This window comes from Burkholderia sp. CpTa8-5 (assembly GCF_017815045.1).
Lineage (GTDB): Bacteria > Pseudomonadota > Gammaproteobacteria > Burkholderiales > Burkholderiaceae > Burkholderia > Burkholderia sola.
In genome coordinates this window covers 100,407-126,640 of the sequence record NZ_JAGIQD010000007.1, presented here as the reverse complement: position 1 = coordinate 126,640, position 26,234 = coordinate 100,407, and the positions used below count along the sequence as shown (strand labels likewise).

The following is a 26,234-nucleotide window of genomic DNA, read 5'->3' as shown; positions in this document are numbered from 1 at the left end:
TTCTTGCATGATCGCGATTTTTTGCAAATCCGCGGTCGATTTGCGCAAGAACGCCCGCGATCGGCCGTGCATCGCGTTCGTGGAAAAACGGATTGGACAGGCGCGAGCCGGCCGCGGGACAGCCGTCCGACAGGCGGTGCAAGGCCGCCGTCAGCCGACCGGGCCAATCGGCCGGGTTAACCGCCGGCGGTTAACCGGCAGTATCGCCGGTGGTCTCGCGCAGTTCGTCGCGCACGACGTCCCACAGCGCGCGCACGAGCTTCTGCCGCGGATCGTCGCCCTGCAGCGCGAGCTTGTCGCAGTACAGCCGGATCTCCATCGTCAGCGTGAACGGATGCGCGCCGCCGCGCGCCGACCGGTCGAGGCGGATCAGCCGGCCGCCCGCGACCGCATCGTCGACCGCGCTGTGCGGCAGGAACGCGACGCCGTGGCCCGCGAGCGCCATCGCCTTCAGCCCTTCGGCCATGTCGGTTTCGTACACGCGATCGAGGAACAGCCGCGTCGGCGCGTTCGCGATGATGACTTCGGTCATCCGGCCGAGATACGCGTTCGGCGTATACGACAGGTACGGCACGCGCGCGTCGGCCGTGCCCGGCAGCGTATGGCGCGGCCGGCCCGCGCGGCCGGGCGCGGAGAACGGGCTGATCGGCTCGCTGCCGAGGACGAGCATGTCGTAGCGCGCCGGGTCGAGCGCGACCGGGTGGCTCGGGTGGTGGTAGCCCATCACGAGGTCGCAGCCGCCTTCGACGAGCGACAGCACCGCGTCGTGCACGTTCAGCGCGCGCAGCCGCGTGTGGACCTGGCCCATCTTCGCCTCGATCCGCTCGAGCCAGCGCGGGAAATACGTGAGCGACAGCGTGTGCGGCACCGCGAATTCGATCGTCGGCACCGGCGCGCCGACGTGGCCGCGCAGCAGCGTGCGCGCCTCGTGCGCCTGCGACAGCATCGTCAGCGCCTGCTCGTAGAAGATCTGCCCAGCCTGCGTGAGCCGCGTCGGATAGACCGAACGATCGATCAACTCGGTCGCGAGCCATGCCTCGAGCGCCTGGATGCGCCGCGAGAACGCCGGCTGCGACACGTGCCGCAGCTCGGCGGACCGGCTAAAGCTGCGCGTCTCCGCGAGCGAGACGAAGTCTTCGAGCCATTTCAGTTCCATGCAGGCGGGCGCGGCGGGCGGCGGTCGGGAAGAAGCCTGCATTCTACCGGCGGGCGGGCCCGGCCGGCGGCTTGGCGGACAGCCCGGCGAGCCCGCGGGGGCGCCTGCCGACACGCCATTCGCGTGCCGCCCGGGCATCGCTCGCCGGCGGCGCGCGCGGCCGGACCGGTTCGGCCGGAATCGACGCGCGCCGATGGTAAAATGCCGGATTCTCCTCCCCTCGTTCGCCCCGGCCCCAAAAGGCCCTGCCCGATCATGTCCGACACTCGTCCCGATACGCTTTTCGCCCTCACCGCGCTCTCGCCCATCGACGGCCGCTACGCCAGCAAGACCGAAGCGCTGCGCGACTGGCTCTCCGAAGCCGCCTTCATGCGCCACCGCGTCACCGTCGAGGTGCACTGGCTGATCGCGCTGTCGCGCGCCGGCTTCGCGGAAGTCCCGCGCTTCTCGGAAGCCTCCGAGCAGTTCCTGCTGCAGCTCGCCGAGCGCTTCACCGCGCACGACGCCGCACGCATCAAGGAAATCGAGCGCGTGACGAACCACGACGTGAAGGCCGTCGAATACTGGCTGAAGGAATCGGTGAAGGGCCAGGCCGAACTCGAGAAGGCGAGCGAATTCATTCACTTCGCGTGCACGTCCGAGGACATCAACAACACGTCGCACGGGATGATGCTCGCCGGCGCGCGCGAACACGTGATCCTGCCGGCGCTGCGCACGGTCCACCAGCGCCTCGTCGCGCTCGCGCACGCGCACGCGGAACAGCCGATGCTGTCGCGCACGCACGGCCAGCCGGCCAGCCCGACGACGCTCGGCAAGGAACTCGCGAACGTCGCCGCGCGCCTCGCCCGCGCGATCGCGCGCATCGAGAAGGTCGAGATCCTCGGCAAGATGAACGGCGCGGTCGGCAACTTCAACGCGCACCTGTCCGCGTATCCGGAATTCGACTGGGAAGCGTTCTCGCGCGACGTGATCGAAAACCGCCTGAAGCTCACGTTCAACCCGTACACGATCCAGATCGAGCCGCACGACTACATGGCCGAACTGTTCGACGCCGTGGCGCGCGCGAACACGATCCTGCTCGACCTCGACCGCGACGTGTGGGGCTACATCTCGGTCGGTTACTTCAAGCAGAAGACGAAGGCCGGCGAGATCGGCTCGTCGACGATGCCGCACAAGGTCAACCCGATCGACTTCGAGAACTCGGAAGGCAACCTCGGCCTCGCGAACGCGACGCTGCGCCACCTCGCCGACAAGCTGCCGGTGTCGCGCTGGCAGCGCGACCTGACCGACTCGACGGTGCTGCGCAACATGGGCGTCGCGCTCGGCTACTCGCTGCTCGCGTACGATTCGCTGATCCGCGGCCTCGACAAGCTCGAAGTGAACCCGCAACGCCTGAACGAAGATCTCGACAACTGCTGGGAAGTGCTCGCGGAGCCGGTGCAGACGGTGATGCGCCGCTACGGCATCGAGAACCCGTACGAGCAGTTGAAGGAACTGACGCGCGGCAAGGGCATCACGCGCGAAGCGCTGCAGGAATTCGTCGGCACGCTGGCGATCCCGCAGGACGCGAAGGATCGCCTGCTCGCGATGACGCCCGCGTCGTACATCGGCAAGGCCGTCGAACTCGCGAAGCGGATCGCGTAAGCGCCGCCGTCGCCTGACGCAAAAAAGCCCGATGCGAAGCGATTCGCATCGGGCTTTTTATTGCCTGCAGCAGCCGGTCAGAACGAGATCATCCGCCCCGGGTTCAGCGCGCTCATCACGCTCATCGCGGCCTTCGCGGCGGGAATCGCGATCGGCGACAGCTGCCGGCCGAGCGGAATCGCACGATGGTCGATGCCCGTGAGCATCGAGAAGTCGTCGTTGCGGCCGACGAAATCGTCGCAGATCGCCTTGCCGATCCGCACCGTCTGGGCGACGCCGTGCCCGCTCCAGCCCTGCACCATGTACATCGGCACGCGGCCGTCGGTCTTGCGGCTGTCGGTCGCGCCGTTCAGCGTGAAGTCGCTGACGCCGCTCCAGCAGTAGTCGAGCGCGAAGCGGCCGTCGTGCTGCGGAAACACCGTGTTCAGCCGTGTCAGCAGATACGCGTTGACGTCGGGCTGCGCCCAGCAGCTGCCGGTGCCTTGCCCGCCGAACAGCAGGCGGTTGCCGCGCACCGGCCGGTAGTAGTCGATCTGGAACTGCGTGTCGTACACCGGCATGCCGGCCGGCATCAGCGTCGCGACGTCGACGTCGAGCGGCGCCGTCACGCTCACGTACGTGAAGAACGGCACGGTGGTCGCCGCGCCGTCGTCGAGCAAACGGAACGTCGTGTTGTGCAGCGCGAGCACGACGCCGCGGCGCGCGGTAATCGTGCCGCCCGGCGTCGTCGCGACGACGCCCGCGGGCGTCTCGTCGAGTTCGAGCACCTCGGTGCCCTCGTACAGCGCACCGCCGTTCAGCCGGAAGCCGTGCACGAGGCCGCGCACCAGCGCGAGCGGATGAATCTGCCCGCCGACCGCGTCGATCGCCGCGCCGTGATACAGCCCCGAGCGCACGTATTCGTCGTGCAGCTGATGGCGGCCGACGAGCGTCACGCCCGCGTCGCCGAGATGGCGTCGCGCATCCGCGCCGTCGAGCAGCGCGCTCATGTGGCCGGGGTGAACCGCCGCCGTGACGTGGCCGCGCTTGCGGTCGAGATCGAGCGCGTAACGCGCGCCGATTTCGTCGATCAGGTCCATCGACTCGGCCGACGCGAAGCGCCACAGCCGTTTCGCATCGTCGTGCGATAGGTAGTCGATCATGTCGGCGGCTTCCCAGCGCGCAAGGCCGGGCGTCAGTTGCCCGCCGTTGCGGCCAGACGCGGCCGAGCCGACGTGATGCTTGTCGACGAGGATCGTGTCGACGCCCGCTTCCGCGAGATGCAGGGCGGCCGATGCGCCGAGCAAGCCGGCGCCGATCACGAGCACGTCGCAGACGGCGTCGCGCGCCAGCGGCGCGCTGTTTTCATGGCGCGACAACGACGCCTCGTACCAGTTGGCCGGCCGTTCGCCGTCATGGCGGGCCGGATCGCACCAGTTCCAGTTGTCTTTTTCGATATTCAGTTGCGTTTGCTCGAAACGCGATTCGCCCTGGATCAAGGGCCTGTTGTTGGACGTCATGATTGCACTTGCATGGTCTTGGGCCGCCTGTCGAAGGGCCTCGTTGCCTCGAGGCTTCGCGGGTGGGGCAGCCGGTTCCACATGGGTGTCAACGAGAAAAGGGGCGCGATGGCCCGTGTTGACGGCGGCACGCTCGTGCCGCCTGGATCCCGGACTGTGCGAAAGCACGTATTGAAAGGTGCCGGGACACCCAATTTCTACACCGCAGAAATAATTCTACAGTGTAGAATAAGCTTTCGTCAAGTTTACAGCCGGTGCCGTGCCGGCGTGCCAGCCTGCGTCGATGAAAGACAAACCCGCCCAGGGGCCGCGCGGCCTCGACAAGGACGCGCTCGTCGCGGCCGCGCTCGCGCTGCTCGAAGACGTCGGCGAAGCCGCGTTCAGCGTGCGCAAGCTCGCGCAATCGGTCGGCTGCGACCCGATGAGCGTGCTGTATCACTTCAAGTCGAAGGACGGCCTGAGCCGCGCGATCGCGAATGCGCTGTCGCGCTCGCTCGTGCCGGTCGATCCGTCACTGCCGTGGCGCGAACGGCTGCGCGACCTCGCGCGCCAGTACCGCGCGCTCGCGCTGCGCTACCCGGCCGCATTCGCGCTGCTGCAGCGGCACATGAGCACCGGCCCGGCCGACCTCGCGCACATCGAGGCCGTGCATCGCGCGCTGACCGACGCCGGCATCCCGCGCGCGGCGCTGCCGTCGGTATGCGTCGGCTGGTACGCGAGCGTGATCGGGCTGGCCGCTGCCGAAGCGGGCGGCCTCACACGGCCCGCGAACGACGTCGAGCTCGCGGAAATGCACGCGCTGTCCGACGCCGCGCATCCGCTCGTCAAGTCGGCCGCGCCGCTCTATGCGCAGCTCGATCCGGCGGCCGTCCATGACACGATGCTCGACGTGCTGCTCGACGGCATAGCCCAACGCTCGCGCACGGCCTGACCGGCGTCCGCCCCGCCAACGAAAAAAGCGCCCGAAGGCGCCTTTTCGATGACGATGGCCGCGAACCGCGCTCAGTGCTGATGCGCGAGGCCGATCTTCAGCATGACCTGATCGACGATCTGCTCGGGCGTCAGCTCGATGCTGACCTCGATCGCCTCGTCCGGGCCCGGCTCCTCGAGCGTGTCGAGCTGGCTCTTCAGCAGCGACGGATCGAAGAAATGGCCGGTGCGGCTCTTCAGGCGTTCCTGCAGCACCTCGAACGACCCCTTCAGATACACGAACCGCACGTCGGTGTCGGTGCCGCGCAGCACGTCGCGGTACGACCGCTTCAGCGACGAGCACGTGAACACGGCGGTTTCGCCCGCGTGCTGCTTTTCCTCGATGGCCGCGCGGATCGTGCGCAGCCACGGCCAGCGGTCTTCATCGGTCAGCGGAATGCCGTGGTGCATCTTTTCCTTGTTCGCCGCGCTGTGAAACGCGTCGCCATCGGTATAGCTGCACGACAGGCGTTCCGCCAGCATTTCGCCGATTCGCGACTTGCCCGCGCCCGACACGCCCATTGCGATCAGAATCATTGACTACCCCTTGTTACAGAACCACGCTCAGCAACAGCGTAAAGCTCAGACCGAGCACCGAGATGATGGTTTCAAGCAGCGACCAGGTCTTGAACGTCTGGCCGACCGTCATCCCGAAATATTCCTTGATCAGCCAGAAGCCGCCGTCGTTCACGTGCGAGAAGATCAGCGAGCCCGAGCCCGTCGCGAGCACCAGCAGCTCAGGCCGGACCGCCGCGCCCGACGCCGCCGCGATCGGTGCGACGATGCCGCAGGCCGTCGTCATCGCGACCGTCGCCGAACCCGTCGCGAGACGCATCAGCGCCGCGACGAACCACCCGAGCAGCAGCGGCGACAGATGCGCGTGCTTCGCGGTCTCGACGATCTGTTGCGAGATCCCGCTGTCGCGCAGGACGCCGCCGAAGCCGCCGCCCGCGCCGACGATCAGCGTGATGCCGGCGATCGGCGCCAGGCACTCGCCGCAGAATTTCTGGATCTGGTCGCGGTTGAAGCCCTGCTTCGCGCCGAAGGTCCAGAAGCTCACGAGCACGGCGATCAGCAGCGCGACGTCGGAGTTGCCGGCAAAACGCAGCAGGTTGTTCGGCAGCGACTTCGGCGTGAACACGAGGTCGGCCCAGCTGCCGACGAGCATCAGCACGACGGGCAGCAGGATCGTGAACAGCGTGATGCCGAAGCTCGGCAGTTCGCGCTTGCCGCCGTCCGTGCGCGAATCGACGAATTGCGATGCGAGCGGGTTGTTTTCCGGCAGCTTCACGAACTTCGAGATCATCAGCGCGAACAGCGGGCCCGCGATGATCGCGGTCGGCACGCCGACGACGAGGCCGAACGCGATCGTCTTGCCGATATCGGCGCCGTATTGCTGGACGGCCAGCAGCGCGGCCGGATGCGGCGGGATCAGCCCGTGCACCACCGACAGGCCGGCCACCATCGGCAGGCCGACGACGAGCAGCGACTTGCCGGTGCGCTTCGCGACGTTGAACGCGATCGGGATCAGCAGCACGAAGCCGACTTCGAAGAACACCGGCAGGCCGACGATGATCGCGACGAACATCATCGCCCAGTGGATGTTCTTTTCACCGAACCAGTCGATCAGCGTGGTCGCGATCCGCTCGGCGCCGCCCGATTCGGCCATCATCTTGCCGAGCATCGTGCCGAGGCCGACGACGATCGCGATGTGGCCGAGCGTGCCGCCGGTACCGGTTTCGAACGACTTGACGATCTTGTCCATCGGCATGCCGACGACGAGGCCGAGGCCGAGCGAAACGATGATCAGCACCAGGAACGGGTAGATCTTGTAGCGCGCGATCATCAGGATCAGCGCGGCAATCGCGATCAGCGTGAATACGAGCAGCATGCTGCCTTGGACGGCCCCCATGTGGCACTCCTCCTAGAATTGTTCGAACCGGGCGAGTCGTTGCGAGTATGCCCGGCTATGCAGGTCTCCGAAACACGGGGGTACCCCCCCGTCAGGACGCTGAATTTTACTTATCTTTGCGATCCGCGGATAGAACCGGTTCCATCAGCAAAAACCCTCGGTAAAACAAGCACTAACGCTTGCTTTCCGAGGGCCAAACCGTCATTTGGTACAAGTCTTAACGGGGAAGCTGGCTCGCCGCTTGCGCGAGGCGCGTGACTTCGGCCCAATCCTGCGCGGCGAGCGCGGCCTTCGGCGTGAGCCACGAGCCGCCGACGCACACGACGTTCGGCAGTTTCAGGAAGTTCGGCGCGGTATCGACCGTGATGCCGCCCGTCGGGCAGAACTTCAGCGCCGGGAACGGGCCGTGGAACGCCTGCAGCATCGGCACGCCGCCCGCCTGCTGCGCGGGGAAGAATTTCACGATGTCGTAGCCGAATTCGAGCGCCTGGATGATGTCGCTCGGCGTCATCACGCCCGGCAGCAGCGGCAGGCCCGCGTCGAGCGACGCGAGGTGCAGCTCCTTCGTCAGGCCCGGCGACACGCCGAACGTCGCGCCCGCGCGCTTCGCCTGCGCGCAGTGCTCGGGCTTCGTGATCGTGCCCACGCCGACGACGATGTCGTCCGCGAGCTGGCTCGCGCGCTGGATCGCCTCGAGGCCCGCCGGCGTGCGCAGCGTGATCTCGAGCACCTTCACGCCGCCCGCGTGCAATGCGCGCGACACGTTTTCGCCCTGCTCGACCGAGTCGAATGCGAGCACCGGAATGACCGGGCCCAGCTTCACGATTTCAGCAATCGTCTTCATTGAATTGGCTCCTAGAAATTCATGCGGCGACGCTGGCGGCCGTTTCGCCGACCAGCGTCCCGAAAACCGATGCGCCCTGCTCGGCCGGCGCGGCCGCCGCGCGAAACACGCCGAACAGTTCGCGGCCGAACCCGACTTCGTTCTCGGCCTGGTGCTGCGGCTGCGCGACCGGGCGCGCGTGCCATTCGGCGTCGTCGACCTCGATGTCGAGCACGCCGGCTTCCGCGTCGATCACGAGCATGTCGCCCGTCTTCACCTTGCCGATCGGGCCGGCCAGCAGCGCTTCCGGCGACACGTGGATCACGGCCGGCACCTTGCCCGACGCGCCCGACATGCGGCCGTCGGTGACCAGCGCGACGTGGAAGCCCTGATCCTGCAGCACGCCGAGCAGCGGCGTCAAACGGTGCAGTTCGGGCATGCCGTTCGCGCGCGCGCCCTGGAAGCGCACCACCGCGACGAAGTCGCGCTTCAGCTCGCCGCGATCGAACGCGGCCTGCACGGCTTCCTGCGAGTCGAACACGATCGCCGGCGCCTTCACCTTGCGGTGCTCGGGCGCGACCGCCGAGATCTTGATCACGCCGCGGCCGAGCCGGCCCTGCATCAGGCGCAGGCCGCCGTCCGGCTGGAACGGGTCGCGAATGCCGCGCAGCACCTTCGTGTCGTGGCTCTCGGCCGCGCCGTCGACCCACGTCAGCTTGCCGTCGATCAGCTTCGGCTCCTTCGTGTAGTGCGCAAGCCCCTTGCCGGCGACCGTCGTCACGTCCTCGTGCAGCAGCCCGCCTTCGAGCAGGTTGCGCACCAGGAATGCGACACCGCCCGCCGCGTGGAAATGGTTCACGTCGGCCTTGCCGTTCGGGTAGATCTTCGCGAGCAGCGGCACGACGGCCGACAGCTCGTCGAAATCGTTCCAGTCGATCAGGATGCCGGCCGCGCGCGCGATCGCGACGAGGTGCAGCGTGTGGTTGGTCGAGCCGCCCGTCGCGAGCAGCGCGACGATCCCGTTGACGATCGCCTTTTCGTCGATCACATGGCCGATCGGCGTGTACTGGCCGCGCTCGACGGTCAGGTCGAGCACGCGGCGCGCGGCCTCGGCCGTCAGCGCGGTGCGCAGCGGCGTGTGCGGATGAACGAATGCCGAGCCCGGCAGGTGCAGCCCCATCAGCTCCATCAGCATCTGGTTGCTGTTCGCGGTGCCGTAGAACGTGCAGGTGCCGTGGCCGTGATACGCGGCCGATTCGGCTTCGAGCAGCGCGTCGCGGCCGACCTGGCCGGTCGCGAACTGCTGGCGGATCTTCGCCTTGTCGTCGTTCGACAGGCCGCTCGTCATCGGGCCGGCCGGCACGAAGATCGTCGGCAGATGGCCGAACTGCAGCGCGCCGATCAGGAGGCCCGGCACGATCTTGTCGCAGATGCCGAGGCAGAGCGCGGCATCGAACATGTTGTGCGTGAGCGCGATCGCCGTGCCCATCGCGATCGCCTCGCGCGAGAACAGCGACAGCTCCATCCCCGGGTTGCCCTGCGTGACGCCGTCGCACATCGCCGGCACGCCGCCCGCGAACTGCGCGACCCCGCCGTTCTCGCGCGCGGCCGCCTTGATGATCTCGGGGAAATCCTTGTACGGCGCGTGCGCGGACAGCATCTCGTTGTACGAGGACACGATGCCGATGTTCGGCTCGCGAATCGCCTTGATCGAGAACTTGTCGTTACCCTCGAGGCCCGCGAAGCCGTGCGCGAGGTTCGCGCACGACAGCGCGCCGCGTGCCGGGAACTTGCCTTGCGCGCCGTCGATGCGCTGTAGATAGGCGGAACGGGTCGATTGGCTGCGGGCGATCACGCGTTCGGTGACCTTCGCCAGAGTGGGGTGCAGCGACGTCATGCTGGGCGCTCCTGTATGCCGGCCGACACCGGCGGTTGGAATCGTGGGGACGGTCGAGCTTCGTCGATCGAACGAAGCAAGTCTAGTAGAAAAACTACAAGCACGCAATGCGGATCGGTTGGCTCGCAACCCTTATTCCCGCCACCAGCAAGGCTTTAATCAGTGAAAACCCTAATTCCCACTGCTGGACTCGCACCCAAACCGTTGCAATTACGCTAGTATTTTCATGTAGATTTTCTACAATTGGAGTGCGATACACTCGCTCATCCGAACCCGATTTCCACGTGCCGCCCCATGCTGCCTCGCATTGAAGCGATCCGCGCCGAGTTGCGCCCGTCCGAGCGCAAGCTCGCCGACTACATCCTCGCCGCGCCGCGCGAGGTGCTCGACCTCGCGATGACCGAGCTGTCGACCCGCGCGGGCGTCAGCCAGCCGACCATCGCGCGCTTCTGCCAGGCGCTCGGCTGCAGCGGCTTCCGCGAATTCAAGATCCGGCTCGCGCAGAGCGTCGCGCCGGGCGTGTCGTCGGTGTACCGCGACGTCGAGCCCGACGAGCCGGCGCCCGGCATCATCGGCAAGGTGTTCGACCGCACGATCGGCGCGCTGATCGAGGTGCGCAACAGCCTGTCGGCGGGCAGCGTCGCCGACGCGATCGCGCTGCTGTCGAACGCGTCGCGGATCGAGTTCTACGGCGCCGGCGGCTCGGGCATCGCCGCGCAGGACATCCAGCACAAGTTCTTCCGGCTCGGCGTGCCGAGCGTCGCGTATTCGGACCCGCACACGTTCTCGATGTCGTCGGCGCTGCTCGGCCCGCACGACGTCGTCGTCGCGATCTCGAACACCGGCCGCACGCGCGACATCGTCGACGCCGCGCGCTCCGCGCTCGCATGCGGCGCGAAAGTCGTCGCGATCACGCAGAGCCATTCGCCGCTCGCGAAGCTCGCGACGGTCAGCCTCGCGTCGAACGTCGCCGAGGAAACGGACGTGTTCTCGCCGATGACGTCGCGGATGTCGCATCTCGCGATCGGCGACATCCTCGCGGTCGGCGTCGCGCTGTCGCGCGGGCCTGCGCTGATGGAGCGCGTCGGCCGCGCGAAGGAAGCGATCACGCGACGCCGGATCGACGACCCGACGAAGGACTAGTCGTCGCGGAACGCCGAGCGTAAACGAACGACGGCGCCCCGAGGGGCGCCGTTGTGCATGATTCGGCGGCGACGGACTCGCCGGCCGCGCCGCTCAGAACGGCTTGATCACGACCAGCGCGACCGCCGCGAGCATGCCGAGCACCGGCAGCTCGTTGAACACGCGATACCACCTGTCGGTGCGGCGGTTCTCGCCTCGCTCGAACACTTTCAGCAGATGCCCGCAATACGCGTGATAGACGATCAGCAGCAACACGACCGTCACCTTCGCATGGATCCAGCCCTGCCCCTGGCCGATGCCGATCACGAGCCACAGCCACAGCCCGCACGCGAGCGCCGGCACCGCGATCATCGTCATGAAGCGGAACAGCTTGCGCGCCATCAGCAGCAGGCGCCGCACCGCGGCCGGATCGGTCTCCATGGCCAGGTTCACGTAGATGCGCGGCAGGTAGAACAGCCCCGCGAACCACGCGGCGATCAGAACGATATGGAACGTCTTGACCCAGAGCATTGCCATCGATTGTGCGCCTCGCGGTTGACTTACTGACGACCTTCGCCGTGCCCGAGCACGACGTACTTCAGCGACGTCAGCCCTTCCAGGCCGACGGGGCCGCGTGCGTGCAGCTTGTCGTTCGAGATGCCGATTTCCGCGCCGAGGCCGAATTCGAAACCGTCCGCGAAGCGTGTCGACGCGTTGACCATCACGCTCGCCGAATCGACTTCGCGCAGGAAGCGCATCGCGCGGTCGTGATCCTCGGTGACGATCGCATCCGTGTGATGCGAGCCGTAATGGTTGATGTGCTCGATCGCGGCGTCGAGCCCGTCGACGACCTTGATCGCAAGCACCGGCGCCAGATATTCGGTGTGCCAGTCTTCTTCGGTCGCGTCGACGAGCGGGCCGACGCCCGCATCGGCGAGCACCGCGCGCGCGGCCGCGTCGACGCGCAGTTCGACCTGCTTGTCGCGATACAGCTTGCCGAGCGGCGGCAGCAGCTTCGCGGCGATGCCGCTCGACACGAGCAGCGTCTCCATCGTGTTGCAGGTGCCGTAGCGGTGCGTCTTCGCGTTGTCGCAGACGGTCAGCGCCTTGTCGAGATCGGCGCGATCGTCGACGTACACGTGGCAGATGCCGTCGAGGTGCTTGATCATCGGCACGCGTGCCTCGTTGATCAGCCGTTCGATCAGGCTCTTGCCGCCGCGCGGCACGATCACGTCGACGAATTCGGTCATCGTGATCAGCTTGCCGACCGCCGCGCGATCGGCCGTCGCGACGACCTGCACCGCGTCCTGTGGGAGGCCTGCCGCCTCGAGCCCTTCGCCGATCAGCTTCGCGAGCGCCGCGTTCGACTCGAGCGCTTCGGAGCCGCCGCGCAGGATCGTCGCGTTGCCCGACTTCAGGCACAGCGCGGCCGCGTCGATCGTCACGTTCGGGCGCGATTCGTAGATGATGCCGATCACGCCGAGCGGCACGCGCATCTGGCCGACCTGGATCCCGCTCGGGCGGAACTTCAGGTTGCCGATCTCGCCGATCGGATCGGCCAGCGACGCAACCTGACGCAGCCCTTCGACCATCGTGTTCAACGCCTTGTCCGACAGCGTCAGGCGGTCGACGAACGCCGCATCGAGCCCCTTTTCACGGGCGCGGGCGACGTCGCGTGCATTCGCGTCCTTCAGCGCCTGCGCGTCGCGTTCGATCGCGCGGGCCACGGCGTCGAGCGCCGCGTTCTTCGCGGCCGTGCTGGCGCGCGCCATCGCGCGGGAGGCGTGCCGGGCGCGACGGCCCAGGTCGGTCATGTACTGATCGATATCCATCGTGTGACTCGAGAAGCGAGCCGCGCGGAGCGGCATGAATTCGTGGGGGAAGCGGGGACGGCCATGCGGAGACGGCTATCCGGGACGACCATCCGGGCGGGGTAACGGCCGCAAGACCGCGCCGCGCAGGGCGGCGCCCCGGTCATCGAAGCATTGTAAGCGGGTTGCGCAGCGCGCGCTGAAGGCCCGAACGGGACTTAGCGTCGCACGCGACCCGCGGTCGGCGGTCGCTCGCCGCGCTCGCCCGCGACCGTCATCGCGAGCTGGAACAGCCCGTCCCACGGATCGGGCGGCGGTTCGTCCTGCGTGCGGCGGCCCGGCGTGACAGCCGTGAGCCCCTTGACCTGCCGGTCGAGCTTCGCGGCGAACGCGAGCGCCTTTTCGAGCACCGCTTCCGACACGCGGTTCAGCGCGGGCGCGATCAGCCGCTCGCGCGGCCCCCACACGCGATTCTCGCGCAGCAGCGTCGCGAGCGGCTTGCCGGCCGTCGTGCCGCGCTTGATCCGCAGCAGCGTGCGCAGTTCCTCAACGACGGCCCACATCACGAGCACGATCGCCTCGCCCTCGCCCTTCAGCCCGTCGATCATCCGCGCGAGCCGCGCGGCGTCGCCGGCGAGCATCGCTTCGTTGAGCTTGAACACATCGTAGCGCGCGACGTTCAACACCGCGTCGTGCACCTGCTCGAACGACAGCGCGCCTTGCGGATACAGCAGCCCGAGCTTCTGGATTTCCTGGTGCGCGGCGAGCAGGTTGCCCTCGACGCGCTCCGCGATGAACTGCAGCGCGCGGCGCCCGTCGTCGCCGGACGCGACGCGCTGGCCCTGCATCGACAGGCGCTGGCCGATCCAGTTCGGCAGTTGCGCGCGGTCGACCGGATCGATCTTCAGCGCGACGCCGCCGTTCTGCAGCGCGGTAAACCACGCGGATTTCTGCGTGGCCGCGTCGAGGCGCGGCAACGTGACGAGCATCAGCGCATCGGGATTGGGCGTGGCCGCGAGCATCTTCAGCGCATCGGCGCCTTCCTTGCCGGGCTTGCCCGACGGAATGCGCAGCTCGATCAGCTGGCGCTCGCCGAACAGCGACATTGCCTGGGTCGCGCCGAGCAGCACGCTCCAGTCGAAGCCGCGCTCGACCGTATGCACCGAACGCTCGGTGAAGCCGGCCGCGCGCGCGGCCGCACGAATGCGGTCGCACGCTTCCTGCGCGAGCAGCGGCTCGTCGCCGTAGACGGTATAGAGCCCGGCCAACCCCTTCGCGAGGTGCGGCTCCAGCGCATCAAGTCGCAATTGCATCGCTGCGTGCGCCCGCGATCAGAGCGGCGGCGGCGGCAGCGGCGCGCGCGGCGCCACGCCCGGCACCACGTCCTCCGGCGCCGGCGTCAGCGAATGGACGATCGCGAGACGCCGCATCAGCTGGTCGACCGCGTCGTTCTGCATGTCGCCGTACAGGATGTCGGCTTCCTGCGCCTTCGCGTTCGTGTACTGGTCGCTGTACGTCATCGCGCGGTTCAGCGCGATCGCGCTCGGCGGGATCAGCACGGTGCCGTCCTTGCTCGTCAGCGTGTAGTTCAGCGTGTAGAACAGCGCGTATTCCTGCGCTGAGCCGTACTTGTTGAGCGTCAGCGTGTTCTGGCCACGCGACTCCCACATGCGCAGCACGGCGTCGGCGTCGTCCGGCGACTTGACGATCTTCGTGTCGCTGCCGGCCTCGACGAGGCGCGTGAGCCGCGCCCCGACGGACGCCGGCGCACCGGCCACGAACAGGTGCTTGAACGCGTAGTCCTGCTGGCCGCGCAACTGGAAGCCGCATGCCGACAGCACGACCGCGCTGCCGACGAGCATCAAAAACGATCTGCGGATCACCTTCGCTCCTTCTGGGTACGTCCGACGGCCGGCGGCCGTCAGACGACGATGTTCACGAGGCGGCCCGGCACGACGACGATCTTCTTCGCCGGCTTGCCGTCGCTGAATTTCGCGAATGCCTCGTCGGCCACCGCCGCTGCTTCGATCGCGTCGCGGCTCGCGTCCTTCGCGACCTTCAGCGCGCCGCGCACCTTGCCGTTCACCTGCAGCACGAGTTCGATCTCGGCCTGCTCGAGTGCGGCCTCGTCGACCTTCGGCCACGGTGCATCGAGCAGCGGGCCGAATTCGTCCGCGTAGCCGAGCGCCTTCCACAGCTCGAACGTGACGTGCGGCACGACCGGGTACAACACGCGCAGCAGCACGCCGTACGTCTCGCGCAGCACGGCGGGCGTCGCGCCCTTCGCGCCGTCGATCGCGTTCAGCATCTTCATCGCGGCCGACACGACCGTGTTGTACTGCAGGCGCTGGTAGTCGAAGTCGGCCTGCTTCAGCACGCTGTAGATCTCGCGGCGCAGCGCCTTGTCGGCGTCGCCGAGCGTCGCCGCGTCGAAACCGGCGCGGGCGGCAAGCGCTTCACGATTGCCGGCGCCGAAGCTCCACACGCGGCGCAGGAAGCGGCTGGCGCCTTCAACGCCCGCGCCCGACCACTCGAGCTGCTGCTCCGGCGGCGCGGCGAACATCGTGAACAGGCGCGCGGTATCGGCGCCGTACTGGTCGATCAGCAGCTGCGGATCGACGCCGTTGTTCTTCGACTTCGACATCTTCTCGATGCCGCCGAGCACGACCGGCTGACCGTCCGCATTCAGCGTCGCGCCGACCGGGCGACCCTTGTCGTCGTGCGTGACCGTCACGTCGAGCGGGTTGTACCAGGTCTTCTTGCCCGCCGCGTCCTCGCGGTAGTACGTCTCGTTCAGCACCATCCCCTGCGTGAGGAGGTTCTTCGCCGGCTCGCCGAACTTCACGAGGCCGAGATCGCGCATCACCTTGGTCCAGAAGCGCGAATACAGCAGGTGCAGGATCGCGTGCTCGATGCCGCCGATGTATTGATCCATCGGCATCCAGTAATCGGTGCGCGCGTCGACCATCGTCTCGGCGTCCGGCGCCGTGTAGCGCGAGAAGTACCACGACGAATCGACGAAGGTATCCATCGTGTCGGTTTCGCGCTTCGCGGCCGCGCCGCACTTCGGGCACGTGCAGTTCAGGAACGCTTCGGACTTCGCGAGCGGGTTGCCCGAGCCGTCCGGCACGAGGTCTTCCGGCAGCACGACGGGCAGGTCCTGCTCCGGCACCGGCACGTCGCCGCACGACGGGCAGTGGATGATCGGGATCGGCGTGCCCCAGTAGCGCTGGCGCGACACGCCCCAGTCGCGCAGGCGCCACGTGACCTGCTTGTCGCCGAAGCCGCCGGCGTTCAGGTCGGCCGCGACCGCGTCGACCGCGTCCGCGTAGCGCAGGCCGTCGTACTTGCCGCTGTTCACGCAGACCGCGGTGTCCTTGTCGCCGTACCACTCCTGCCATGCGTCGAGCGAGTACGTCTGCCCTTCGCTCGCGATCACCTGCCTGATCGGCAAATCGTATTTCTTCGCGAACGCGAAATCGCGCTCGTCGTGGCCCGGCACGCCCATCACCGCGCCTTCGCCATAGCTCATCAGCACGTAGTTGCCGATCCACACCTCGACCGGCTCGCCGGTCAGCGGGTGCTTGACCGAGAAACCGGTCGCAACGCCCTTCTTCTCCATCGTCGCGACGTCGGCTTCGGCCACGCCGCCGCGCTTGCATTCCTCGATGAACGCGAGCAGTTCCGGCTTGTCCTGCGCGAGGCGCGTGGCGAGCGGGTGCTCGGCCGCGATCGCGCAGAACGTGACGCCCATGATCGTGTCGGCGCGCGTCGTGAACACGCGCAGCAGCTTCTGCTCGCCGTCGAGTTCGTACGGGAAACCGAAGTTCACGCCGAAGCTCTTGCCGATCCAGTTCTGCTGCATGATCTTCACGCGCTCGGGCCAGCCGAGGCCGTCGAGATCGTTCAGCAGCTCATCCGCGTACTGCGTGATGCGCAGGTAGTACATCGGGATCTCGCGCTTCTCGACAAGCGCGCCCGAGCGCCAGCCGCGGCCGTCGATCACCTGCTCGTTCGCGAGCACGGTCTGGTCGACCGGGTCCCAGTTCACGGTGCCCGTCTTCTTGTACGCGATGCCCTTCTCGAGCATCTTCAGGAACAGCCACTGGTTCCACTTGTAGTACTCGGGCTTGCACGTCGCGATTTCGCGCGACCAGTCGATCGCGAGGCCCATCGACTGCATCTGGCCCTTCATGTAGTCGATGTTGTCGTAGGTCCACTTCGCGGGCGGCACGCCGTTCGCCATCGCGGCGTTCTCGGCCGGCATCCCGAACGCATCCCAGCCCATCGGCATCAGCGTGTTGTAGCCGTTCATCCGCAGATAGCGGTACATCACGTCGTTGATCGTGTAGTTGCGCACGTGACCCATGTGCAGCTTGCCGGACGGGTACGGCAGCATCGACACGCAGTAGAACTTCGGCTTCTGCGAATCTTCCTTCGTCTTGTAGGCATCGGCTGCGCGCCAGTCGCCCTGGGCGGCGGCTTCGACGTCGGCGGGTACGTATCTCTCGTGCATGGTGTGGTTCGGGCTAGGCTTTAAGCGGCGCGACGGCTCGCGCGCAGGATTGGATCGAAAATCGTGCGTACCCGGCGCGGGAACGGGCTGACCGGTTCCGGGCCGGGAAAAACGTCGATTATACCGCCCGGGCGGGCCCGCACGGCCGGTCTCGCGGGCTAGGGCCTGTTCACGCTAATAACGGGCTTGCGCTGGCCCCGCGAATGAATTTTTCCAAACAGGGGAACGTGCCTTTGCGCCCGCAGGGCGGCGTATCAGGGTTTCGCGCCCGCGGCGGCCGGCGCGGCGGCGCTCCCGGCCGGCGGCACGTCGGTCACGAAGCCGATCCGCGTGAGGCCCGCGGCCTGCGCGGCGCCCATCACCTGCGCGATCACGTCGTAGCGCGTCGCGCGCGACGCGCGCAGCCGCAACTCGGGCGGCGCGGCGCCCGCGGCGGCGGCCCGGAACCGCGCGGGCAGCGCGTCGAGCGCCACGGGCGCGTCGTCCCAGTAGAGCTTGCCCGCGTCGTCGATCGACAGCGTGACGGATTGCGGCGTGTCGCGCGCGACGCTCGCCGCGACCTTCGGCAGGTCGAGCCGGATCGCGTGCGTCATCAGCGGCGCGGTGATGATGAAGATGACGAGCAGCACGAGCATCACGTCGATCAGCGGCGTCATGTTGATCTCCGCCATCGGCGCGGACGTCTTGTGGTGCTCGAGCCCGCCGAATGCCATGGTCGTTCCTCCGGAGCCGGCGCGTCAGGCACCCTGCGCGCACACGAATACGTGCAGATCGCGCGCGAAGCCGTCGAGTTCCTCGGCGAGCTGCCGGACGAGCCGGCCGAGGATGTTGTACGCGAGCACCGCGGGAATCGCGACGACCAGCCCGAACGCGGTCATGATCAGCGCCTCGCCGACCGGCCCAGCGACGTTCTCGATCTGCGCCTGCCCGCTCGCGGCGATGCTGCCGAGCGCGTGATAGATGCCCCACACGGTGCCGAGCAGCCCGACGAACGGGGCGGTGCTGCCGATCGACGCGAGCAGCACCTGGCCGAATTCGAGGCGCCGCTGCGAGCGCAGCATCGCATGACGCAACGCGCGCAGCACGCGTTCGCCGCGCTCGACGCGCGCGGCCAGCGCGGCCGGGTCGTGGTCGTCGGCCGCGTCGCGCGCGGCTTCGGCGAGCGGCACGAACACGCGCTCGCGATCGGCGCCGGCCAGCGCGGCGATGCCGGCATCGAGCGATGGCGCGCGCCAGAACGCGGCGAGCGCGCGCGGCCCCTGCCGCTTCGCGCGGACCAGGAGCCAGGTTTTCATCAAGAGGAAGCACCAGCTGGCGACGGACATCGCCAGCAGCACATAGGAGACGGCGTGCGTGATCGCATCGCCGCTTTCGAGGTAGTGGACAACGCCGGTGGGAATCGCCATCGGAGTTTCCTCGCGGGTCAGCGCAGGCCGAGCACGTCCTGCATGTCGAACAGGCCGGCGTCGCGCGCCGACAGGAAGCGGACCGCACGCAACGCGCCCTGCGCGTACGACACGCGGCTCGACGACTTGTGCGTGATCTCGATGCGCTCGCCGATCCCGGCGAACAGCACGGTGTGGTCGCCGACGATGTCGCCGCCGCGCACCGCGGCAAAACCGATCGACGACGGATCGCGTTCGCCGGTCGCGCCATGGCGGCCGTACACCGCGCAGTCGTCGAGCGAGCGGCCGAGCGCGCCGGCGACGGCCTCGCCCATCATCAGCGCGGTGCCCGACGGCGCATCGACCTTGTGGCGGTGATGCGCTTCGATGATCTCGATGTCGTAGCCGTGCGAGAAATGCTGCGCCGCGAATTCGAGCAGCTTCAGCGTGACGTTCACGCCGACGCTCATGTTCGCCGCGAACACGATGCCGATCTTGCCCGCCGCGGCCTGCAACTCGGCCTTCTGCTCGGCGGTGAAGCCGGTCGTGCCGATCACGAGCTTCACGTCGTGGCGCAACGCGGCCTCGATGTGGGCCATCGTGCCTTCCGGACGCGTGAAATCGATCAGATAGTCGGCCTGTGCGAACACGGCGTCGAGGTCGTCGGTCAGCTTGACGCCGGTGTCCTTGCCGACGAACGCACCGGCGTCCTGGCCGAGGAACGGCGAACCGGCGCGGTCGAGCGCGCCGACGAGCTGCGCGTCGGCATCGTTGAGAACGGCTTCGATCAGCATCCGGCCCATTCGGCCCGATGCGCCGGCAATCGCAATCTTCATGGCTTTCTACACGACAGGTCTAAAGGCGGGCGGCGCATGCCGCCCCGTTTCCGCAGGCCGGCCGCTTACTGCGCCGGGGCGGTGAGCGGCTGGTTCTGCAGGTTGTCCGAGCCTTGCGGGCCGACCGGCGGCGCCGCTTCGTTCGTCGCGTTCGGCTGCGGCGGACGATGGAACTGGAACTGCGGCTGGATCGCCGGCGCGGCGCCCGGCGGCTGGCCGCCCGGCACCGGCGCGCCGCCCGAGGCCTGCGCGGCCGGCGTGAACCGGCGCGACCCCGAACCCTGCCCCGACACCTGGTTGGTCGCACGGTTCGCCGCGCGCGCCGCCTGGGCGTTCGCATCCTGGTCGACCACCGCGCCGGGCGCCGGCTCGGTAGCCGGGCTCGCGGCAGCGGCAGCCTGCGCGGCGCTCGCGGCCGCAGCGGCTTCGGACGCCTTCTTCGCCGCGGCAGCGGCCTTCGCCTTCTTGCCGCCGCGGTCGCCGTCGATGTCGGCCAGCAGGTCGAGCTCGGACGGCAGGTTGTCGGCGCCGGTCCAGCTGGCGACGCGATCGCCCGCGAAGGTCACCGCGAGGTCGCGCTGCTGGACGATCGACGTCGAGCCGCGCTTGAAGTAAAAGAGGTAATCCCAGCGATCCGCGTGGAACATGTCCGCGAGCAGCGGCGTGCCGAGCAGCGCGCGGACTTGCTCGCGCGTCATGCCGACCTGCAACTGGGCGGCCTTCTCCTGCGACACGAAGTTGCCCTGCACGACGGTGATCCGATACGGCGTGATGCTCTGCGCGATGCGCTGCGTCACGCTGTCGTACGACGAACAACCCGCCAGCGCGACGACGGCGGCGGCAGCGATGATGGCACTCCGCATGCGACTCCTCTGAAAGTGCGAAAGCGATTCTGGGATCATTTCCTTCACCGTGCTGGCCCGCGTGCAGGCCGCGCGTATATCTGGAACGGCGAAAAGCCGGTAACATTGAAGCCCTGCATTGTACTCTAGGGATGCCTAGCCATGACCAATCCGACGGATCTCAAGAATATCGGGCTAAAGGCCACCCTACCGCGCCTCAAGATTCTCGAGATCTTCCAGCAGAGCCCCGTGCGCCACCTGACGGCCGAAGACGTCTACCGCAACCTGCTCAACGAGCAGCTCGACATCGGGCTCGCCACCGTCTATCGCGTGCTCACGCAGTTCGAGCAGGCCGGCCTGCTGTCGCGCAGCAACTTCGAGTCCGGCAAGGCGGTGTTCGAGCTGAACGAAGGTTCGCACCACGACCACCTCGTGTGCCTCGATTGCGGCCGCGTCGAGGAATTCTTCGACGCCGAGATCGAGAGCCGCCAGCAGGCAATCGCGAAGGAGCGCGGCTTCCGGCTCCAGGAGCACTCGCTCGCGATGTACGGTTCGTGCACGACCGAGAACTGCCCGCACCGCAAGCACTGAATCGCGCCACCCGCACACGGCACGGCCCGGCCGGCATCTCGCCACCCGGGCCGTGTGCTTTTTCGGCGCGCGTGCCGCGCGCCCGGCATGCTTACGAAAGCCCTTCGGCGCGCGCGCAGGCCGGCTCGAAATCGAGCGCCCACGCGCATTCCAGCGGGATCTCGTCACAGTTCGGCTGCGGGCCGCCACGATCGACGATCACGAAATCGCTGACCGCATCGAGCGCGAGCAGCGGATGGTGCCAGACGCCCTTCGCATAATTGACGCCCTGCCAGCCCTCGGCCAGGAACGCGCGCATCGCGTCGGGCCGGAATTCGCCGGCCGGCGCGACGACGATCGCGTAGCGCGACACCGCCGCGAGCGGGATGAATGCCTGGCTGCCGTGCGGGTGGCGCTCCATCAGCGTGACCGCGACCGGCAGCGCGCGCGGCTGCGCACGAAACACGCTGACGAGCGGCCGGCCGCCGTCCGCGCACACGTCGATCGTCGCGAGATCGTGAAAGCGCTCGGTCGTGCCGCCGTTGATCGGGAAATGCCGCGCGCCTTCGAGCGCGATCACGTCGCCGAACGGCGCGAACGCTTCGCGGGTCAGGCGCTCGACGCGCAGGATCGGAGTTCCGCTCATGCCGCTGCCCTCCTTCAAGCCGGCTCGCCCCACAGACGCAGGCGCGACACGCCGCCGTCCGGGAAGATGTTGAACCGCACGTGCGTGACGGGGCCGAGCGCCGCGAGCTGATCGAACGTGTGCACGTGGTCCATCTGCAGCTTCTGCTCGCCGAGCAGTTCGGCCCAGAACATCGCCTGCGTGACGAGCGAATCGTCGGTGCCGCCCGTCACGTGCGCGGCCTGCAGCGAGCAGCGGTCGGGGAAATTGCCCTTGAAGAACGCCGTGTCGACCTCGACGCGCCGGATGATGCCCGGCCGCGCGAGCGCGACGATCGCCCAGTCGTTGCCCGGCTCGCGGCGGCGCCGCGTTTCCCAGCCGTCGCCCATGTTCGCGCCGCGCCCCGGCATCAGCATCTGCGAGGCCGGGCCGAAGTGCTGGTTGTTCGCGGCCACCAGATAGCCGCCGTTCTCGATCGCCGCGAGATCGACGAGCTCGCCCGCCGGCACGTGGCGCCAGTCGCGCTGCGGCTGGCCGTACACGCGCAGCCGCGCGAGCCCGCCGTCCGGATACAGGTTCACACGCAGGTGCGTGACCGGCCGCGCATCGTCGACGCTCACGTAGTGATGCGAATTGCCCTGCAGCGTCGTCGCGGGGACGATCGTGCGCCACTCGGCGTCGTCCGGCGGCGTGTCGCCGTCCACCGCGCACGCGTCGATCGACGCGGCCGGCGGGAAGTTGCCGGTGAAGTGGCTCGTATCGAGATCGACGCCATAAATCACGCCCGGCCGCGCGAGACGCACCACGCAGAAGTCGTGGCCGGTCGTACGCTTGCGGCGCGTTTCCCAGCCGTCCATCCACTTGCCGTGGTCGTCGTACTTGCCGGGAATGAACACGGCCGGCTCGGGATCGAGCATCCGCTCCTTCGGCGCGAAGAATTCGTCGCTGGCGAAGAGCGCCTGCGCGCCCAGACGCGGGTCGGCGAGGTTCATGTAGCGCCGCGTGAAAGCCGGCGCGTTCGGATCGAGGATGGGGGCTGCCATGTCGTCTCCATTATGTTGAGAGGCGCCGGCGCGTCAGCGCGCCGGTCGCATGAAGGTCGGTCGCGCGGTGCGGCCGGGGAAGCCGCGCCGCGCGAGAGCGGTGTTCAAAGCGCGTGGGCCTGATCGCCGGCGACCGGTGCGGCGGCGCCCGGCGCGTCGGCCACGTAGCGCAGCTCGCGGTTCAGCACGCGCGTCGCCCGAGCGCGGTCGATGTCGTTCTCCCACACCGCGACGACCACCGTCGCGACGCAGTTGCCGATCAGGTTGGTCAGCGCGCGGGCGATGCCGACGAACCAGTCGACCGGCAGGATCAGCACGAGGCCGAGCACCGGAATCGCGGGAATCGCCGACAGCGTCGCCGCGAGAATCACGATCGCCGAGCCGGGGATGCCGTGCGCGCCCTTCGACGTCACGAGCGACACGAGCAGCACGACGATCAGGTCGTGCGTGGACAGCGGCGTGTTGGTGGCCTGCGCGATGAACAGCACCGCGAGCGTCAGGTAGATCGAGAAGCCGTCGAGATTGAACGAATAGCCGGTCGGGATCACGAGGCCGACCGTCGAATCCTTGATGCCCATGTATTCGAGCTTGCTCATCACCTGCGGCAGCACCGCATCCGACGACGCCGTGCCGAGCACGATCGACAGTTCCTCGCGCAGGTAGCGGATCAGCTTGAACACCGAGAAGCCCGCGAGCCGCATCACCACGCCGAGCACGACCGTGACGAACACGAAGCAGCTCAGGTAGAACACCGCGACGAGGTAGCCGAGCTGCTTGAGCGACGCGACGCCGTACTTGCCGGTCGTGAACGCGATCGCGCCGAGCACGCCGAGCGGCGCGAGCTTGATGATGAAGCCGATGATCCTGAAGAACACGTGCGACAGTTCCTCGATCAGCGAATTGACGCGCTGCGCCTTGTCGCCGAGCAGCGACAGCGCGGAGCCGAACAGCACCGCGAACACGAGGATCTGCAGGATGTCGCCCTTCGCGAACGCGTCGATCGCGGTGTCGGGGATGATCTTCATCAGGTAGCCGGCCGTGTCCTTCAGGCTTTCGGCGTTCTTCGCGTACGTCGACAGCGACGCCGCGTCGAGCGAGCGCAGGTCGATGTTCATCCCGACGCCCGGGCGCGTGACCCAGGCGAGGACGAGCCCGATGCCGAGCGCGAGCGTCGTCATCACCTCGAAGTAGACGACGGCCTTCAGGCCGACCCGGCCGACCTTCTTCAGGTCGCCCGCATTGGCCATCCCGCTGACCACGACGCAGAACACGATCGGGCCGATGACCATCTTGATCAGCTTCAGGAAGCCGTCGCCGAGCGGACGCAGCGACTCGGCGAAATGCGGGAAGAACGCGCCGAGCGCGACCCCTAGTATCAATGCGACGACTACCCGGCCAAACAGCGAATTGAGGAATTTCGACACGGCGCTCTCCCGATCCAACGGTTGCAGTTTCGTCTGTTCATACTGGTAAGACCAGTGATGTTATGGTGGATAGTAGGAAGCCGATATAGTCGCGTCAAGGACGAACAAAATAGGGATTTCCCGCCCCTCCAGCGGGGCCGGAACGCGCGGGAATCGGCTTGATCGTGGCTTACCCGTAGGCCGCTCATGCGCCGAGCGCGTGCGGATTACAATGCTGGTCAGACCGGCCATCACTCATATCATGAAGAACGTTCCGCACACCGTGACCGACGCCGCCATCGCGACGATCCGCGACCGGATCGAGGCAGGCGTGTATCCGGTCGGCAGCCTGCTGCCGGCCCAGCGCCAGCTCTCCGAGGAGCTGGAGATCAGCCGCGCGTCGCTGCGCGAGGCGCTGTCGACGCTCGAGGCGCTCGGGATGCTGCGCATCCGCGCGGGCAAGGGCGTGTACGTCGAAAGCGCGCAGGCGTCGGCCGCGCACCCGTGGCAATTCGCCGAGCAGTCGTCGCCGCCCGATACGTACCAGATGCGCTATGCGCTCGAAGGCTTCGCCGCACGGATGGCCGCGCACGTCGTCAGCGACGATGACATCGCGTGGTTCGAGGACAACCTCGCCGACCTGCACGTCGCGCTGACCGAAAGCGCGCTCGACGAGGCATCGCGGCTCGACTTCGACTTCCACATGCGGATCATTCATCTGGCCGGGAATGCGGCGATCGAGTCGATCCTGCGCAGCAGCGCGGACATCATGAAGGAAAGCCAGCGCATGCCGTTCTACCGGCGCGAGCTGCTGCTGTCGACGTGGCACGAGCACCGCGCGATCGTCGATGCGCTGATCGCGCGCGATGCGGCCGCCGCCGGCACCGCGATCGAAACGCACATCGCGAACGCCGCGCAGCGCGCAGGCGTGTTCTTCCCGACGCCCGGCGCGTAATCCTCCCGCGCCGCGTCGGCACGCGGCCGGTCACGCAGTCATGCGGCGGGCCGGCAATCCGTTTCCGCCGCACGACGAAAAAGGCACGCGCCGCGCATCGCGGGCGTGCCTTTTTGCAAAGGGCGCCGCTGCCGTCGCGACGCTAACGCCGCACCGTCACGCGGCCTCGTTCGCGAAATCGATCAGCACCTTCATCGCACGTTGGCGATCGCCGGCCAGTTCGAACGCGAGGTTCGCGTCGCGCATCGGGAACACGCGCGTGACGGCCGGCCGCAGATCGACGCGCCCCGCGTTGATCAGTTGCACCGCGAGCGCGAATTCCGCGTGAAAGCGGAACGAGCCGCAGATCGACAGCTCCTTCGCGACCATCACGTTCTGCGGCAGGCTCACGTCGCCGCCGAGCCCGAGCTGCACGACGACACCGCGCGGACGCATCACGTCCAACCCGTCGCGCAATGCACGCGCATTGCCCGAACACTCGATCATCACGTCGAACGTGCCCTTGTCGGCGCTGTAGCGCTCGACCCAGCCGGTATCGGCCGCCGCATTGATCGTGCGGTCCGCGCCGAGCGCGCTCGCCACCGCCAGCGGCGCTTCGACGACATCCGTCGCGACGATCTCCGCCGCGCCGTGCACGCGCGCCGCCGCGACCGCCAGCACGCCGATCGGCCCGCAACCCGACACGAGCACGCGCTTGCCGATCAGCGGGCCCGCGCGCGACACCGCGTGCAGCCCGACCGCGAACGGCTCGGCCAGCGCCGCGAGCGACAGCGGCACGTGATCGGCGACCTTCACGCATTGCACCGCGTCGCACACGAGCGCATTGCGGAACGCGCCCTGCACGTGCGGCATCCGCATCGCACTGCCGTAGAAGCGCATGTCGAGACACTGGTTCGGCAGCCCTTCGAGACAGTAGCGGCATGCGCCGCACGGCCGGCTCGGATTGACCGCGACGCGATCGCCGACCTTCACCGACGTCACGTCCGGCGCCACTTCCGCGACCGTGCCGGCGACCTCGTGGCCGAGCACCATCGGCTGCCGCAGCCGGATCGCGCCGAAGCCGCCATGCCGGAAGTAATGGAGGTCGGAGCCGCAGATGCCGCCCATCGCGACGTCGACGCGCACCTGGCCCGGGCCGATCTCGCCCGCGTCCTGCTCCTCGACCCGCAGGTCGTTCGGCCCGTGGATCACCACACACATGCAACGCATACGCACGACATTCTCCT

The 26,234-nt window shown here is 67.9% G+C and carries 24 protein-coding genes; 5 read left to right on the top strand and 19 right to left on the bottom strand.

The genetic code is table 11. The features are described 5' to 3' along the window. Positions 1-190: 190 nt before the first annotated feature. The gene (locus tag J8I35_RS13465; RefSeq protein ID WP_050013817.1) at positions 191-1,156 is read right to left on the bottom strand and encodes a LysR substrate-binding domain-containing protein; all 966 of its coding nucleotides are present in this window, start codon (positions 1,154-1,156) and stop codon (positions 191-193) included. 255 nt (positions 1,157-1,411) lie between these two features. Between J8I35_RS13465 and purB the strand changes: the two genes are divergently transcribed. After that, the gene (gene purB / locus J8I35_RS13460; RefSeq protein ID WP_059500983.1) at positions 1,412-2,800 is read left to right on the top strand and encodes an adenylosuccinate lyase; all 1,389 of its coding nucleotides are present in this window, start codon (positions 1,412-1,414) and stop codon (positions 2,798-2,800) included. Between the two features lie 77 nt (positions 2,801-2,877). Here purB and J8I35_RS13455 read toward each other — a convergent pair whose 3' ends face one another. Next, positions 2,878-4,299, bottom strand: coding sequence for an FAD-dependent oxidoreductase (locus J8I35_RS13455; RefSeq protein WP_124555625.1), 1,422 nt, complete (start codon positions 4,297-4,299; stop codon positions 2,878-2,880). Positions 4,300-4,582: 283 nt separating this feature from the next. Here J8I35_RS13455 and J8I35_RS13450 point away from each other — a divergent pair, with 283 nt between their 5' ends. Beyond that, positions 4,583-5,230, top strand: coding sequence for a TetR/AcrR family transcriptional regulator C-terminal domain-containing protein (locus tag J8I35_RS13450; protein WP_050013820.1), 648 nt, complete (start codon positions 4,583-4,585; stop codon positions 5,228-5,230). Between the two features lie 71 nt (positions 5,231-5,301). Here the strand turns inward: J8I35_RS13450 and J8I35_RS13445 are convergent, their stop codons facing one another. The 4 genes from J8I35_RS13445 to edd all read right to left on the bottom strand — a co-directional run bounded on the left by J8I35_RS13445 (position 5,302) and on the right by edd (position 9,900). Further along, complete coding sequence (locus J8I35_RS13445; RefSeq protein WP_050013821.1) at positions 5,302-5,805, bottom strand: gluconokinase; 504 nt, start codon at positions 5,803-5,805, stop codon at positions 5,302-5,304. Between the two features lie 13 nt (positions 5,806-5,818). Next, positions 5,819-7,180, bottom strand: a complete 1,362-nt coding sequence (locus J8I35_RS13440) for a GntP family permease (protein ID WP_050013822.1) — start codon at positions 7,178-7,180, stop codon at positions 5,819-5,821. Between the two features lie 217 nt (positions 7,181-7,397). Beyond that, on the bottom strand, positions 7,398-8,024 hold the full coding sequence (gene eda, locus J8I35_RS13435; protein ID WP_006483410.1) for a bifunctional 4-hydroxy-2-oxoglutarate aldolase/2-dehydro-3-deoxy-phosphogluconate aldolase: 627 nt from the start codon (positions 8,022-8,024) through the stop codon (positions 7,398-7,400). Between the two features lie 19 nt (positions 8,025-8,043). Then, complete coding sequence (edd, locus tag J8I35_RS13430; protein WP_050013823.1) at positions 8,044-9,900, bottom strand: phosphogluconate dehydratase; 1,857 nt, start codon at positions 9,898-9,900, stop codon at positions 8,044-8,046. 294 nt (positions 9,901-10,194) lie between these two features. Here edd and J8I35_RS13425 point away from each other — a divergent pair, with 294 nt between their 5' ends. Then, positions 10,195-11,043 (top strand): MurR/RpiR family transcriptional regulator, encoded by an 849-nt coding sequence (locus J8I35_RS13425; protein ID WP_050013824.1) that lies wholly within the window; start codon positions 10,195-10,197, stop codon positions 11,041-11,043. A 93-nt stretch (positions 11,044-11,136) separates the two neighbouring features. On the opposite strand, the gene J8I35_RS13420 is transcribed toward J8I35_RS13425, so the two are convergent. From J8I35_RS13420 to bamE, 9 genes are all read right to left on the bottom strand, one after another. Then, on the bottom strand, positions 11,137-11,559 hold the full coding sequence (locus J8I35_RS13420) for a CopD family protein (protein ID WP_089488167.1): 423 nt from the start codon (positions 11,557-11,559) through the stop codon (positions 11,137-11,139). A 23-nt stretch (positions 11,560-11,582) separates the two neighbouring features. Further along, the gene (locus J8I35_RS13415; protein ID WP_124555623.1) at positions 11,583-12,854 is read right to left on the bottom strand and encodes a glutamate-5-semialdehyde dehydrogenase; all 1,272 of its coding nucleotides are present in this window, start codon (positions 12,852-12,854) and stop codon (positions 11,583-11,585) included. Between the two features lie 197 nt (positions 12,855-13,051). After that, positions 13,052-14,146, bottom strand: coding sequence for a DNA polymerase III subunit delta (holA, locus tag J8I35_RS13410; RefSeq protein ID WP_209925756.1), 1,095 nt, complete (start codon positions 14,144-14,146; stop codon positions 13,052-13,054). An 18-nt stretch (positions 14,147-14,164) separates the two neighbouring features. After that, positions 14,165-14,716, bottom strand: a complete 552-nt coding sequence (lptE, locus tag J8I35_RS13405; RefSeq protein WP_050013828.1) for an LPS assembly lipoprotein LptE — start codon at positions 14,714-14,716, stop codon at positions 14,165-14,167. A gap of 38 nt (positions 14,717-14,754) precedes the next feature. Continuing rightward, positions 14,755-17,349 carry a leucine--tRNA ligase gene (gene leuS / locus J8I35_RS13400; protein WP_209925753.1) on the bottom strand — a complete coding sequence of 865 codons (2,595 nt, stop codon included), beginning with the start codon at positions 17,347-17,349 and terminating at the stop codon, positions 14,755-14,757. Positions 17,350-17,603: 254 nt separating this feature from the next. Further along, positions 17,604-18,062 (bottom strand): biopolymer transporter ExbD, encoded by a 459-nt coding sequence (locus J8I35_RS13395; RefSeq protein ID WP_050013830.1) that lies wholly within the window; start codon positions 18,060-18,062, stop codon positions 17,604-17,606. 24 nt (positions 18,063-18,086) lie between these two features. After that, on the bottom strand, positions 18,087-18,755 hold the full coding sequence (locus J8I35_RS13390) for a MotA/TolQ/ExbB proton channel family protein (RefSeq protein WP_209925751.1): 669 nt from the start codon (positions 18,753-18,755) through the stop codon (positions 18,087-18,089). A gap of 17 nt (positions 18,756-18,772) precedes the next feature. Then, entirely contained in the window at positions 18,773-19,570 is a 798-nt protein-coding gene (dapB, locus tag J8I35_RS13385; RefSeq protein WP_209925749.1) for a 4-hydroxy-tetrahydrodipicolinate reductase, read from the bottom strand. 65 nt (positions 19,571-19,635) lie between these two features. Beyond that, positions 19,636-20,433 (bottom strand): outer membrane protein assembly factor BamE, encoded by a 798-nt coding sequence (bamE, locus tag J8I35_RS13380; RefSeq protein WP_209925747.1) that lies wholly within the window; start codon positions 20,431-20,433, stop codon positions 19,636-19,638. Positions 20,434-20,574: 141 nt separating this feature from the next. On the opposite strand from bamE, the gene fur reads away from it, so the two are divergent. Continuing rightward, on the top strand, positions 20,575-21,003 hold the full coding sequence (gene fur, locus J8I35_RS13375; RefSeq protein ID WP_006400349.1) for a ferric iron uptake transcriptional regulator: 429 nt from the start codon (positions 20,575-20,577) through the stop codon (positions 21,001-21,003). 91 nt (positions 21,004-21,094) lie between these two features. On the opposite strand, the gene J8I35_RS13370 is transcribed toward fur, so the two are convergent. From J8I35_RS13370 to J8I35_RS13360, 3 genes are all read right to left on the bottom strand, one after another. Beyond that, the gene (locus J8I35_RS13370) at positions 21,095-21,628 is read right to left on the bottom strand and encodes an ureidoglycolate lyase (protein ID WP_209925745.1); all 534 of its coding nucleotides are present in this window, start codon (positions 21,626-21,628) and stop codon (positions 21,095-21,097) included. A 14-nt stretch (positions 21,629-21,642) separates the two neighbouring features. Next, complete coding sequence (gene alc / locus J8I35_RS13365) at positions 21,643-22,650, bottom strand: allantoicase (protein ID WP_124681561.1); 1,008 nt, start codon at positions 22,648-22,650, stop codon at positions 21,643-21,645. 104 nt (positions 22,651-22,754) lie between these two features. Further along, on the bottom strand, positions 22,755-24,074 hold the full coding sequence (locus J8I35_RS13360) for a C4-dicarboxylate transporter DctA (protein WP_050013920.1): 1,320 nt from the start codon (positions 24,072-24,074) through the stop codon (positions 22,755-22,757). A gap of 211 nt (positions 24,075-24,285) precedes the next feature. Between J8I35_RS13360 and J8I35_RS13355 the strand changes: the two genes are divergently transcribed. Then, positions 24,286-25,008: an FCD domain-containing protein gene (locus tag J8I35_RS13355; protein ID WP_176015575.1), complete on the top strand. Its 723-nt coding sequence runs from the start codon at positions 24,286-24,288 to the stop codon at positions 25,006-25,008. 156 nt (positions 25,009-25,164) lie between these two features. Here J8I35_RS13355 and J8I35_RS13350 read toward each other — a convergent pair whose 3' ends face one another. After that, entirely contained in the window at positions 25,165-26,223 is a 1,059-nt protein-coding gene (locus J8I35_RS13350) for an L-idonate 5-dehydrogenase (RefSeq protein ID WP_209925743.1), read from the bottom strand. Positions 26,224-26,234: the final 11 nt, after the last annotated feature.